We start from the raw sequence: 11,847 nt of genomic DNA on the forward strand, positions 1-11,847 counted from the left end.
GCATCTGCTGCTCGCCACCGGAGAGGGCGAAGCCGCCGTTGCGCCGGCGCTCTTTGAGACGCGGGAACATGCCGTACACATCTTCCAGCTGCCAGCGGCTGTCCTTGCGCACGGCAATCTTCAGGTTTTCCTCGACACTGAGCTGGCGAAAGATGCCGCGATGCTCGGGCACCAGGGCGATGCCTTGGCGGGCGATATCGAAGATCTCGCGGCCGACCAGCTGCTGGCCGTTGAAGCTGATCTGCCCCTGGCGCGGCCGGACGATGCCGAGGATGCTGCGCAGGGTGGTGGTCTTGCCGGCGCCGTTGCGCCCCAGCAGGGTCACCAGCTCGCCATCGCCCACCTGCAGCGAAACCCCTTCGAGCACATGGCTCTTGTCGTAGTAGGAATGGATCGATTCGACGTTGAGCATCAGGCGGCCTCTCCAAGGTAGGCGGTGCGCACGCGCTCGTCGTTGCGCACCTGTTCCGGGGTGCCCTCGACCAGGATCTGGCCGTGGCTCATGACGGTGATGCGCTGGCTGATCGACATGACGATGCTCATGTTGTGCTCGATCAGCAGCACCGTGTGGTCGCGGCCCAGGTCGCTGATCAGCGCGGTCATCACCGGGATGTCGTCGATGCCCATGCCCGAGGTGGGTTCGTCGAGCATCAGCAAGGTGGGCTTGGCGCAGATCGACATGCCCACCTCCAGCACCCGTTGCTGGCCGTGCGACAGCTCGCCGGCCAGGGTGTCGGCGCGGGCAGTCAGTTTCAGGCGTTCGAGCACCTGGTCGGCGGTGTCCCAGTGGCTGCGCTTGTGCTCCACGCTGCGCCAGAAGTTCAGCGCGCCCAGGCCGTCGCGGCCCTGGGCGGCCAGGCGCAGGTTCTCGCGCACCGAGAGGTTCTGGAACAGGCTGGTGAGCTGGAACGAGCGGGCCATGCCCAGCGCCACCCGGCCGTGGGACGGCTTGCGGATGATGTCCTGGCCGTTGAGCAGGATCTTGCCGGCGGTGGCCTGGCGTTCACCGGTCAGGCAGTGGAACAGGCTGGTCTTGCCGGCGCCGTTGGGGCCGATGACCGTGTGGATGGTGCCGGCGCGCACGTTCAGGTCGACGCCGGCCACGGCCTTGAACGGCCCGTAGGCCAGTTCGAGATTGTGGGTTTGCAGGAGGTAGTCGCTCATCACAGGGTCTCCTTGCTCTTGGCGGGCGCCTTGGCGGCGGCCCGGCGCGAGGGTTGCAGGCGTTTGCCCAGGTCGGCCAGGCCGCCCCACAGGCCACCGCGCATGAACACCACCACCAGGATCAGGATCGCCCCCAGCAGCATCAGCCAGCGTGGCCACAGCTCCGACAGCACATCGCCCAGCACCACGATGGCGCCGGCCCCGAGCAACGAGCCGAACAGCGAGCCGGTGCCGCCGACGATGGTCATGATCAGGATGTTCTCGCTCATCATCAGGTCGATGTTCGACAGCGGCGCGAAGTGCAGCAGCATCGCGTAGAGCGCCCCGGCGATACCGGTGATGGCGCCGGACAGCATGAACACCAGGATCTTGAAGTGGCGGGTGTCGTAGCCGATGGCGGCGGCGCGGGTTTCGTTCTCGCGAATGGCCAACAGGGTGCTGCCGAATGGCGAGCGGATCACCCGCAGGGCGCCGGCGAAGATCAGCAGGAACAGCACCGCGACGAACACGTAGAAGTGCCGAGGGTCGCCCAGGTCGACCAGCACGTGGCCGGCGATCTCGATGTTCGGCCGCGGCACGTCGAGCAGGCCGTTGTCACCGCCGGTCCAGCCGCTCAGGGTGTAAGCCAGGAAGTAGGCCATCTGGCTGAAGGCCAGGGTCAGCATGACGAAGTAGATGCCCTTGCGGCGGATCGCCAAGGCCCCCACCAGCAGGGCGAGGAAGGCGCCGAACACTGCTGCGCCGAGCAACGCGCCGAACATCCCCCATTTGAGGTGGATCATCAGCAGCGCCGCGCCATAGGCGCCCACGCCGAAGAAGATGCCCTGGCCGAACGACAGCAGGCCGGTGTAGCCCAGCAGCAGGTTGCAGGCCAGCGCCGCCAGGGCAAAGATCAGGATCTCGGTGGCCAGGGTGGCCGACGGCAGCACCAGCGGCAGCGCCACCAGGCTGGCGACCACCAGCAACAGCAGGGCTGGCGCGCGGCCCTTGGCCACGGGCAATGGATTTTTCTCGCTCATTGTCATGCTCTCCCGAACAGGCCGTAGGGACGTACCAGGATCACCGCCGCCATGGCGCCGTAGATCATCAGGCTGGCGCCTTGCGGCCAGAGGCTGGTCATCATGCTTTGCACCACGCCCACCAGCAGGCCACCCACCAGGGCGCCACCGAACGAGCCCATGCCGCCGATCACCACCACCACGAAGGCGATGCCGAGGATTTCCGGGCCGACGAACGGCTGGGCGCCGCGCAGCGGGGCGAACAGCACCCCGGCGACTCCGGCCAGGCCCACGCCCAGGGCGAAGGTCAGGGAGAACAGGCGGAAGATGTTGGTGCCCAGCAGCGACACGGTTTCGGTGCTTTCACTGCCGGCACGCACCAGGGCGCCGAAGCGGGTGCGCTCGAGCAGCAGCCACAGGCCCACGCCGATCAGCGCGGCGAAGCCGATCAGGAACAGCCGGTAGTAGGGGTAGATGAAGTCGCCGATGATCAGCACCCCGCGCAGCTCGGGCGGCACGGCGATGTTCTTGCCCACCGGGCCCCAGATCAGCACCGAGGCCTCCTGGATGATCAGCGCTATGCCCAGGGTGACGAGGATCTGGAAGGTGTGCGGCAGGTGGTAGATGCGCTTGATCAACAGGCGCTCCACCGCCCAGGCCAGCGCCGCCACGGCCAGCGGCGCGATCAGCAGTGCCAGCCAGAAGTTGCCGGTGATGGCCACGGCGGTGTAGCACAGGTAGGCGCCGAGCAAAAAGAACGCGCCATGGGCGAAGTTGACGAAGTTGAGCAGGCCGAAAATGATCGTCAGGCCCACGGCGATGAGGAAGTAGATCATCCCCAGCCCCAGGCCGTTGAGCAGTTGGAACAGGTACAAATCGAGCATGAGCGTGCCCTCGACAGCGCGCGGTGCGGCTGCCTGTACGGGTGTGTATGACTAACGCCGCGGCTTCAGGCCAGGGCGCAACCGGTGTGGTCGACCTCGACGAACGAGCGGCCGGCGCTGATCACTTCGGCCAGGTCGTCCTCGTCGCGCATCTGCCCCTGGGGCTTGCCGCGCAGCAGGTAGTAATCCTTCATCACCTGGTGGTCGCCGGGGCGGATCAGCTCATCGCCGGTCGGGCCCTGGAAGTGCATGCCCTGCAAGGCGGCGGAAACGGCGGCGCCCTCGAAGCTGCCAGCCTTGCCGATGGCCTCGAGCATGACCTTGGTGCCGATGTAGTCGGCCGCCAGCGGGTAGTTGGGGTTGATGCCGTAGGCCTTGCGGGTGGCCGCCACCAGCTGCTTGTTAAGCGGCGTGTCGACCTGGTGCCAGTACTGCGCGCCCAGGTACACGCCTTCGAGCACGTCGCTGCCCAGCTCCTGGAACTGGTCGAGCCCGGCCGACCACACCAGCAGCACTTTCATGCGCTCCTTGATGCCGAAGTTCACCGCCTGGCGCAGGGCGTTGGACGACTGGCTGCCGAAGTTGAGCAGCACCAGCACGTCGGGCTTGGCGGCGATGGCGTTGGTCAGGTAGCCGGAGAACTCCTGCTCCTGCAGCGAGTGGTAGCTGTTGCCGATGTGCTCCACGCCGAACTCGGCGAACACCTTGCGCGCGTTGTCCAGCAGGGCGTCGCCGAATACGTATTGCGGGGTGATGGTGTACCAGCGCTTGGCCTGGGGCAGTTGGCGAATCATCGGCACCAGGGTCTCGCGGATGGCGCCGTAGGTGGGTACCGACCAGCGGAAGGTCGAGGCGTTGCAGTCCTTGCCGGTGATTTCGTCGGCGCCGACCGGGGTCATGAACACGCCGCCGGCTTTGTGGATTTCCTTCGACACCGCCAGCGCCGAGGACGACAGGGTGCAGCCCTGGAAGAAGCGCGCGCCATCCTGGCCAATGGCTTCCTGTACCTTGCGCACCGCCTTGCCGGCGTTGCCTTCGGTGTCGATGACTTTGTACTTGAGCGGGCGGCCGAGCAGCTGTGGGTATTCGGCGATGGCCAGGCGCGAGCCCATGTCGGCGTACTTGCCATAGCTGGCGAAGGCACCGGACATGGACTTGAGCCCGTAGAAGGTCAGCGGTTCGTTGGCGAATGCCCGGTGCGCTCCGAAGGGGAGGCTACCTAAGGCACCCAGGGCAAGGCCTGCCTTGAGCAGGGTACGTCTTTGCATGGGTAACTCCTTGGTTGTGGTTATTAGGCAGGAGTGGCAATGACAAAGCGGGTACGGCCGGGCCTGTGTGCAGGCCTCTGTACAGGCGGATCAGTGGTTGTGTTCGAACTCCAGCAGGAAGTGGCGGGCGACCTCGCCTTCAAGGGCGGTCATGTGGTGCTCGGCGTCGCACATGTGCTCGTGCATCAGCCGGCGTACAGCGGGCTCGTCGCTGGCGCGCAGGGCCAGCATCAGTTGCTTGTGGTAGTCGATGTTGGCGGCGGCGAACTGCTGGCGCTTGGGCAGGTAGGCCTTTTTCAGCACCACCAGGTCGCGCAGCAGGTCGTTGAGGAACACCGCCATGAAGCGCAGCAGCGGGTTGGGGCAGCGGTGCGCCAGCAGGGTATGGAACTCCAGCTCCGCCAGGCGCTGCTCGCGCTGGCCTTGCTCGCTGTCTTCCGGGGTGCTGCAGAAGTCGATGTTGGCCTGCAGCGCGGCGTAGTCCGCCTCGCTGAGCTGGCCCATGACCGATACCGCCAGCTCCACTTCGATGACCTTGCGCAGCTGGTATACCTGCTCGCCGTCCAGGTGCTGGAAGTGCAGGTAGTTGCGCAGTGCGCGGCTGGCCGGTTCCGTGCCGACTTCGGCGAGGTAGGCGCCGCCGCTGGGGCCGGTGCGGGTACTGACCAGGCCTTCGACTTCCAGGGCCTTGAGCGCCTCGCGGGCGGTGCCCTTGGAGCATTCGAAGTGCTCCATCAGCTCGCGCTCGGTGGGCAGGCGGTCGCCGGGGTGCAAGGCTTCGGTGACGATCGAGCGCTTGACCGACTCGACGATCATGTCTGAAAGCTTCTGGCGCTTGCGTTTGGGTTTGAGCATTTCGCTATTTTTCATATTTATGCGGATAAATAGGATTTAGCGAATTTTGCCGGGGTGGGTCAATGCTGGCGCGGGGGAGGGGTCGTAAATGGAACGGTTAGGTCGCAAACGTGTAGGAGCGGCCTTGTGTCGCGAAAGGGCTGCGTAGCAGCCCCAGGATCTGTGCACTACCGCTAAATCCTGGGGCTGCTACGCAGCCCTTTCGCGACACGAGGCCGCTCCTACAGCGAGTGAGGGGAGGCTTAGTGGCGCCCGGGCCCTTGCTCAAGGTGCGCGGGGCTGCAGTACCACTCGTTACCGCGGTGCAGCGCCCGGTCATTGGGCAGGTGCACGCCGCAATGGGCGCAGCGCACCATCTGCAAGGGCGCGTCGAGTTTGGGCTCGGCGTGCGACTGCTGGCTGATCTTGAACTTGCGCCACAGCCAGAACGCGGCGGCGATCAGGGCGATCCAGAAAAGTAGGCGAACCATGGTGTCCAGCTTGTCGAGTGATGAAGGCGTCAGTCTAGGACGCCGCCAATAAAAAAGGGAGGCCTTGGGCCTCCCTTTCTAGTGACGAGTGGCTCAGTCGAACAGGCCGAAGGTCATGTAGCTGAACCACGAACGGTCCTTCTCGGCCTCTTTCGGGCCGGCCGGCAGGATCGGGTCGCCATTCTCGTCCTTGGGCAGCAGCGCTTCAGGCATTTCCGAGCGGGCGTCCTGGAACTGCTTGACCACGTCCTGGTTGGCGCGGGTTTCGCCCGGCGGCAGCGGTGCGTCGGTTTCGATCAGGCCCAGGGTGGCCTTGGACAGCCAGCTGCGGCCATCGGACTCGGTCTGCTTGGGCTGGAACTGGCCATCGACCAGGCTCGGGTGGTCGGGGTAGTTGAGCTTGAGGGTTTCCAGGCTGGTGTTGGCCAGCTCGTCCAGGTGCATCTTCTGGTAGGACTCGACCATCACTGCCAGGCCGTCGCCGACCGATGGGGTTTCCTGGAAGTTCTCGACCACGTAGCGGCCACGGTTGGCGGCGGCAACGTAGGCCTGGCGGCCCAGGTAGTAGTCGGCCACGTGGATTTCGTAGGCGGCCAGCAGGTTGCGCAGGTAGATCATGCGCTGCTTGGCATCGGGCGCGTAGCGGCTGTTGGGGAAGCGGCTGGTGAGCTGGGCGAACTCGTTGTACGAGTCGCGGGCGGCACCTGGGTCACGCTTGGTCATGTCCAGCGGCAGGAAGCGCGCCAGCAGGCCACGGTCCTGGTCGAACGAGGTCAGGCCCTTGAGGTAGTAGGCGTAGTCGACGTTCGGGTGCTGCGGGTGCAGGCGGATGAAGCGCTCGGCAGCCGACTTGGCAGCCTCGGGCTCGGAGTTCTTGTAGTTGGCGTAGATCAGCTCGAGTTGCGCCTGGTCGGCGTAGCGGCCGAACGGGTAGCGCGACTCCAGGGCCTTCAGCTTGTTCACCGCACTGGTGTAGCTGGAATTGTCCAGGTCAGCCTGGGCCTGCTGGTACAGCTCGGCCTCGCTGAGGTTCTCGTCGATGACTTCCTTATTGGAGGAACAGGCCGCGGTGAGCCCGAGGATGGCGATCAGCAGCAGGTGTTTCACTTGCATGGCGGCTTGCGTCCCTTTGACGGCCGCTGTCTTGGGCGGTGCCGTCCTGTTATGATGAGCGCCCCGGCCAACCCCGGGACAAAAGAAGCCGTATTTAACCACAAGCGTGCAGCCGAAACCAAAGGCTGTACGCCCGCCGAATCGAGCATGTCCGAGATCATTCAACTTAGCGCAGAGGTACCGTCCGAACTGGGCGGTCAACGCCTCGACCAGGTCGCCGCCCAATTGTTCGCCGAGTACTCGCGTTCGCGGCTTACTTCGTGGATCAAAGAGGGCCGCCTGACGGTCGATGGCGCGGTCGTGCGCCCTCGAGATACCGTCCATGGCGGCTCGCTGCTCGTTCTGCAGGCCGAACAAGAGGCCCAGGGCGAGTGGGTGGCCGAAGACATCGAGCTGGACATCGTCTACGAAGACGACCAGATCATGGTGATCAACAAGCCGGCCGGCCTGGTCGTGCACCCGGCTGCCGGGCATGCCAGCGGCACCCTGCTCAACGCGCTGCTGCACCATGTGCCGGATATCATCAACGTGCCGCGCGCGGGCATTGTCCACCGCCTGGACAAGGACACCACCGGCCTGATGGTGGTGGCCAAGACCCTGCAGGCGCAGACCAAGCTGGTCGAGCAGCTGCAAAGCCGCACGGTCAGCCGGATCTACGAGTGCATCGTGGTGGGCGTGGTGATCGCCGGGGGCAAGATCGATGCCCCGATCGGCCGTCACGGTGGCGTGCGCCAGCGCATGGCGGTGACTGAAGGTGGCAAGCCTGCGGTCAGCCACTACCGCGTGCTCAAGCGCTTCCGTTCGCACACCCATGTGCGGGTGAAGCTGGAAACCGGGCGTACCCACCAGATTCGTGTGCACATGGCGCATGTGGGGTATCCGCTGGTCGGCGACCAGACATACGGCGTGCGCTTCCGCATTCCGCCAGCGGCCAGCGTGGCCATGGTCGAGGCGGTGAAGAACTTCCCGCGCCAGGCACTGCACGCGCGCTTCCTGGCACTGGACCACCCGACCACCGGTGAACGCATGGAATGGGCCTCGCCCCTGCCGGACGACTTCACCTGGCTGCTGTCGCTGCTGAACCAGGACCGCGAGGCGTTTATCGGATGAGTGGCCTGGCGCAGTCGCTGCTGTTCCCCGACTGGCCGGCCCCGGCCTCGGTACGCGCCTGTGTCACCACCCGCCAGGGCGGCATCAGCCTGCCGCCCTACGAAACCTTCAACCTCGGCGACCACGTGGGCGATGACCCGGCCGCGGTCGCCGAGAACCGCCAGCGCCTGAGCGGCGAGTTCGCCATCCAGCCCGCCTGGCTCAAGCAGGTGCATGGGCTGGTGGTGGCGGACGCCAACCCTGCCGTAGTGGCCGAAGCCGATGCCAGCTGGACCGACCAGCCTGGCATTGCCTGTACCGTGATGACTGCCGATTGCCTGCCTGCGCTGTTCTGCGACCGCGCCGGTACCCGCGTGGCAGCTGCCCATGCCGGCTGGCGCGGGTTGGCCGGTGGCGTGCTGGAAGCCACCTTCGATCGCCTGGGCGTGGCGCCTGAAGAGGTGCTGGTCTGGCTGGGCCCGGCCATTGGCCCGCAGGCGTTCGAGGTGGGGCTGGAAGTGCGCGATGCCTTCACAGCGGTGCACCCTGAGGCAGCCAGGGCGTTTGTCGACGGCGAGCGGCCGGGCAAGCTGATGGCCGACATCTATGAGCTGGCGCGCATTCGCCTGGCGGCGTGTGGAGTGACTGCCGTTTATGGTGGTGGTTATTGCACGGTTTCGGATGAACGGTTCTTTTCCTATCGCCGTACTCCGCAGGGCGGGCGTTTTGCTTCGCTTGTCTGGCTGGATCCTCGCTAGCCAGTACCGGCCAATCGCCGGCAAGCCGGCTCCCACAGGTACCCCATAGCTTCTTGTGGGAGCCGGCTTGCCGGCGATTGGGCCCCACTAATCCATCAAGCTGACCCCAGTCAACCCCGCTACGCTTGAATCTTCCAGAATCAACCTTATCTATAAGGTCATCTCAGGCAGGTTTCTTCATTAAAGGTGCTGTCCATCGCTCCGACCTGCCCTTACAGGAAGGTATCCCCATGCGAATAGACCGTTTGACCAGCAAGCTGCAACTTGCAATATCCGATGCCCAATCCCTGGCCGTTGGCATGGACCACCCAGCCATCGAACCGGTGCACCTGCTGCAGGCGCTGATCGAGCAGCAGGGTGGCTCCATCAAGCCCCTGTTGATGCAAGTCGGTTTCGACATCAACGGCCTGCGCCAGGCATTGGTCAAAGAACTGGACCAACTACCGAAAATCCAGAACCCCACCGGCGACGTGAACATGTCGCAGGACCTGGCGCGCCTGCTCAACCAGGCCGACCGCCTGGCCCAGCAGAAGGGCGACCAGTTCATCTCCAGCGAACTGGTGGTGCTGGCTGCCATGGATGAAAACAGCAAGCTCGGCAAACTGCTGCTGAGCCAGGGCGTGACCAAGAAGGCCCTGGAAAACGCCATCAACAACCTGCGCGGCGGCGCGGCGGTAAATGACGCCAACGCCGAGGAATCGCGCCAGGCGCTGGACAAGTACACCGTCGACCTGACCAAGCGCGCCGAAGAGGGCAAGCTGGACCCGGTGATCGGCCGTGACGACGAAATCCGCCGCACCGTGCAGGTGCTGCAGCGCCGTACCAAGAACAACCCGGTGTTGATCGGTGAGCCCGGCGTGGGCAAGACCGCCATCGCCGAGGGCCTGGCCCAGCGCATCATCAACGGCGAAGTACCCGACGGCCTCAAGGGCAAGCGCCTGCTGGCGCTGGACATGGGTGCGCTGATCGCCGGTGCCAAGTACCGCGGCGAGTTCGAAGAGCGCCTCAAAGGCTTGCTCAACGAGCTGTCCAAGCAGGAAGGCCAGATCATCCTGTTCATCGACGAACTGCACACCATGGTCGGCGCCGGTAAAGGCGAGGGCGCCATGGACGCCGGCAACATGCTCAAGCCGGCCCTGGCCCGTGGCGAGCTGCACTGCGTCGGTGCCACCACGCTCAACGAGTACCGCCAGTTCATCGAGAAGGACGCAGCGCTGGAGCGCCGCTTCCAGAAGGTGCTGGTGGAAGAGCCGAGCGAGGAAGACACCATCGCCATCCTGCGTGGCCTTAAAGAGCGCTATGAAGTGCACCACAAGGTGGCCATCACCGACGGCGCGATCATTGCTGCGGCCAAGCTCAGCCATCGCTACATCACCGACCGCCAGCTGCCGGACAAGGCCATCGACCTGATCGACGAAGCGGCCAGCCGCATCCGCATGGAGATCGACTCCAAGCCGGAAGTGCTCGACCGCCTCGACCGTCGCCTGATTCAGCTGAAGGTGGAATCCCAGGCGCTGAAGAAGGAAGAAGACGAGGCCGCGAAAAAACGCCTGGAGAAGCTCACCGAGGAAATCGAGCGGCTCGAGCGTGAATACTCCGACCTGGAAGAAATCTGGGCCTCGGAGAAAGCCGAAGTGCAGGGCTCGGCGCAGATCCAGCAAAAGATCGAGCAGGCCCGCCAGGAGCTGGACGCCGCCCGCCGCAAAGGCGACCTGAACCGCATGGCCGAGCTGCAGTACGGGGTGATCCCGGACCTGGAGCGCAGCCTGCAGATGGTCGACCAGCACGGCAAGACGGAAAACCAGCTGCTGCGCAACAAGGTGACCGAGGAAGAAATTGCCGAAGTGGTTTCCAAATGGACCGGCATCCCAGTGGCCAAGATGCTCGAAGGCGAGCGCGAGAAGCTGCTGAAGATGGAAGACCTGCTGCACCAGCGCGTGATCGGCCAGAACGAAGCCGTGACTGCCGTGGCCAACGCCGTGCGCCGTTCGCGTGCCGGCCTGTCCGACCCGAACCGGCCCAGTGGCTCGTTCCTGTTCCTCGGCCCGACCGGGGTGGGCAAGACCGAGCTGTGCAAGGCGCTGGCCGAGTTCCTGTTCGACACCGAAGAGGCCATGGTGCGCATCGACATGTCCGAGTTCATGGAGAAGCACTCCGTGGCTCGCCTGATCGGCGCCCCACCAGGGTATGTAGGTTATGAAGAGGGCGGTTACCTGACCGAAGCGGTACGGCGCAAGCCTTACTCGGTGGTGCTGCTGGACGAGGTGGAAAAAGCCCACCCGGATGTGTTCAACGTGCTGCTGCAGGTGCTGGAAGACGGCCGCCTGACCGACAGCCACGGGCGCACGGTGGACTTCCGCAACACGGTGATCGTGATGACCTCCAACCTGGGCTCGGCGCAGATCCAGGAACTGGCAGGCGACCGCGAGGCACAGCGTGCGGCGGTGATGGATGCGGTGGGTGCGCACTTCCGTCCGGAGTTCATCAACCGTATCGACGAAGTGGTGGTGTTCGAGCCACTGGGCCGCGAGCAGATCGCGGGTATCACCGAGATCCAGCTGGGCCGCCTGCGCAGCCGTTTGCTGGAGCGCGAACTGTCGCTGAGCCTGAGCCCGGAGGCGTTGGACAAGCTGATTGCCGTAGGTTACGACCCGGTGTACGGCGCACGGCCGCTGAAGCGGGCAATCCAGCGCTGGATCGAGAACCCGTTGGCGCAACTGATCCTGTCTGGCAAGTTCCTGCCGGGTTCGGCGATCACTGCCACGGTGCAAGGCGAGGACATCGTGTTTGCCTGATAACGCTGCTTGAAAAACTAGCCCCGCTTCTGCGGGGCTTTTTTTGTGTTTTCAGTACCGGCCTCTTCGCGGGGCAAGGCCGCTCCCACAGGTACAATGCGGCTTTGAGCACCTGTGGGAGCGGGCTTGCCCCGCGAAGAGGCCCGCCCAAACCCCGCAAAACCTGGGCCTCCCAACCTTTTTTGATAACTTGCTGAAAATTTTGAAATTTTTGCTTGCATCTAAAATCGAGTGCCCCTAATATACGCCGCGTTGTCAGCCACTAAGCGAAACACCAGCAACAACGGTGATCGCAAAACAACTTACAAATCAGTAAGTTGAATGAAAAAAAGGGGTTGACAAGCAAAACGAAGAATGTAGAATAGCCGGCCTCAGCAGCGACAAAGCGAAAGCGAAGAAGCTAAAGAGTTCGAAGCTAACACAGCCTTCGAAGTTGTACCGAAGTTCAGTTCC

11 protein-coding genes are annotated in these 11,847 nt (G+C 64.4%); 3 read left to right on the forward strand and 8 right to left on the reverse strand.

Annotated features, from left to right (window positions below; all coding sequences use genetic code 11):
- The 8 genes from B3E94_RS22625 to B3E94_RS22660 all read right to left on the reverse strand — a co-directional run.
- Positions 1 to 412: ABC transporter ATP-binding protein (locus tag B3E94_RS22625; RefSeq protein ID WP_286915291.1), on the reverse strand; the 412-nt coding region annotated here is incomplete at its 3' end.
- The gene (locus tag B3E94_RS22630; RefSeq protein ID WP_286915292.1) at positions 412 to 1,164 is read right to left on the reverse strand and encodes an ABC transporter ATP-binding protein; all 753 of its coding nucleotides are present in this window, start codon (positions 1,162 to 1,164) and stop codon (positions 412 to 414) included. The genes B3E94_RS22625 and B3E94_RS22630, both read right to left, overlap by 1 nt.
- The gene (locus tag B3E94_RS22635) at positions 1,164 to 2,183 is read right to left on the reverse strand and encodes a branched-chain amino acid ABC transporter permease (protein ID WP_286915293.1); all 1,020 of its coding nucleotides are present in this window, start codon (positions 2,181 to 2,183) and stop codon (positions 1,164 to 1,166) included. The genes B3E94_RS22630 and B3E94_RS22635 overlap by 1 nt, the downstream gene beginning before the upstream one ends.
- A gap of 2 nt (positions 2,184 to 2,185) precedes the next feature.
- Positions 2,186 to 3,046 carry a branched-chain amino acid ABC transporter permease gene (locus B3E94_RS22640; protein WP_176513848.1) on the reverse strand — a complete coding sequence of 287 codons (861 nt, stop codon included), beginning with the start codon at positions 3,044 to 3,046 and terminating at the stop codon, positions 2,186 to 2,188.
- Positions 3,047 to 3,111: 65 nt separating this feature from the next.
- Positions 3,112 to 4,314: an ABC transporter substrate-binding protein gene (locus B3E94_RS22645; protein ID WP_176513850.1), complete on the reverse strand. Its 1,203-nt coding sequence runs from the start codon at positions 4,312 to 4,314 to the stop codon at positions 3,112 to 3,114.
- A 90-nt stretch (positions 4,315 to 4,404) separates the two neighbouring features.
- Positions 4,405 to 5,169: a FadR/GntR family transcriptional regulator gene (locus B3E94_RS22650; protein WP_176513852.1), complete on the reverse strand. Its 765-nt coding sequence runs from the start codon at positions 5,167 to 5,169 to the stop codon at positions 4,405 to 4,407.
- 242 nt (positions 5,170 to 5,411) lie between these two features.
- Positions 5,412 to 5,639, reverse strand: coding sequence for a PP0621 family protein (locus B3E94_RS22655; protein ID WP_176513854.1), 228 nt, complete (start codon positions 5,637 to 5,639; stop codon positions 5,412 to 5,414).
- 93 nt (positions 5,640 to 5,732) lie between these two features.
- Positions 5,733 to 6,752, reverse strand: a complete 1,020-nt coding sequence (locus B3E94_RS22660; protein WP_236236421.1) for an outer membrane protein assembly factor BamD — start codon at positions 6,750 to 6,752, stop codon at positions 5,733 to 5,735.
- 147 nt (positions 6,753 to 6,899) lie between these two features.
- On the opposite strand from B3E94_RS22660, the gene rluD reads away from it, so the two are divergent.
- From rluD to clpB, 3 genes are all read left to right on the forward strand, one after another.
- On the forward strand, positions 6,900 to 7,862 hold the full coding sequence (gene rluD, locus B3E94_RS22665) for a 23S rRNA pseudouridine(1911/1915/1917) synthase RluD (RefSeq protein ID WP_176513858.1): 963 nt from the start codon (positions 6,900 to 6,902) through the stop codon (positions 7,860 to 7,862).
- A complete protein-coding gene (pgeF, locus tag B3E94_RS22670; RefSeq protein ID WP_286915297.1) occupies positions 7,859 to 8,599 on the forward strand; it encodes a peptidoglycan editing factor PgeF in 741 nt (246 codons plus the stop codon). Before rluD ends, pgeF begins: the two co-directional genes overlap by 4 nt.
- Positions 8,600 to 8,829: 230 nt before the next feature.
- Positions 8,830 to 11,394 carry an ATP-dependent chaperone ClpB gene (gene clpB, locus B3E94_RS22675; protein WP_176513862.1) on the forward strand — a complete coding sequence of 855 codons (2,565 nt, stop codon included), beginning with the start codon at positions 8,830 to 8,832 and terminating at the stop codon, positions 11,392 to 11,394.
- Positions 11,395 to 11,847: the final 453 nt, after the last annotated feature.

The sequence above is a fragment of the Pseudomonas sp. UBA6315 genome (assembly GCF_002438125.1).
Lineage (GTDB): Bacteria > Pseudomonadota > Gammaproteobacteria > Pseudomonadales > Pseudomonadaceae > Aquipseudomonas > Aquipseudomonas faucium.

What these genes read in the sequence shown, in the direction of transcription:
- B3E94_RS22630 (WP_286915292.1), bottom strand. Translation starts at nt 1,164, where the DNA reads ATGAGCGACTACCTCCTGCAAACCCACAATCTCGAACTGGCCTACGGG.
- B3E94_RS22635 (WP_286915293.1), bottom strand. Translation starts at nt 2,183, where the DNA reads ATGAGCGAGAAAAATCCATTGCCCGTGGCCAAGGGCCGCGCGCCAGCC.
- B3E94_RS22640 (WP_176513848.1), bottom strand. Translation starts at nt 3,046, where the DNA reads ATGCTCGATTTGTACCTGTTCCAACTGCTCAACGGCCTGGGGCTGGGG.
- B3E94_RS22645 (WP_176513850.1), bottom strand. Translation starts at nt 4,314, where the DNA reads ATGCAAAGACGTACCCTGCTCAAGGCAGGCCTTGCCCTGGGTGCCTTA.
- B3E94_RS22650 (WP_176513852.1), bottom strand. Translation starts at nt 5,169, where the DNA reads ATGCTCAAACCCAAACGCAAGCGCCAGAAGCTTTCAGACATGATCGTC.
- B3E94_RS22655 (WP_176513854.1), bottom strand. Translation starts at nt 5,639, where the DNA reads ATGGTTCGCCTACTTTTCTGGATCGCCCTGATCGCCGCCGCGTTCTGG.
- B3E94_RS22660 (WP_236236421.1), bottom strand. Translation starts at nt 6,752, where the DNA reads ATGCAAGTGAAACACCTGCTGCTGATCGCCATCCTCGGGCTCACCGCG.
- rluD (WP_176513858.1), top strand. Translation starts at nt 6,900, where the DNA reads ATGTCCGAGATCATTCAACTTAGCGCAGAGGTACCGTCCGAACTGGGC.
- pgeF (WP_286915297.1), top strand. Translation starts at nt 7,859, where the DNA reads ATGAGTGGCCTGGCGCAGTCGCTGCTGTTCCCCGACTGGCCGGCCCCG.
- clpB (WP_176513862.1), top strand. Translation starts at nt 8,830, where the DNA reads ATGCGAATAGACCGTTTGACCAGCAAGCTGCAACTTGCAATATCCGAT.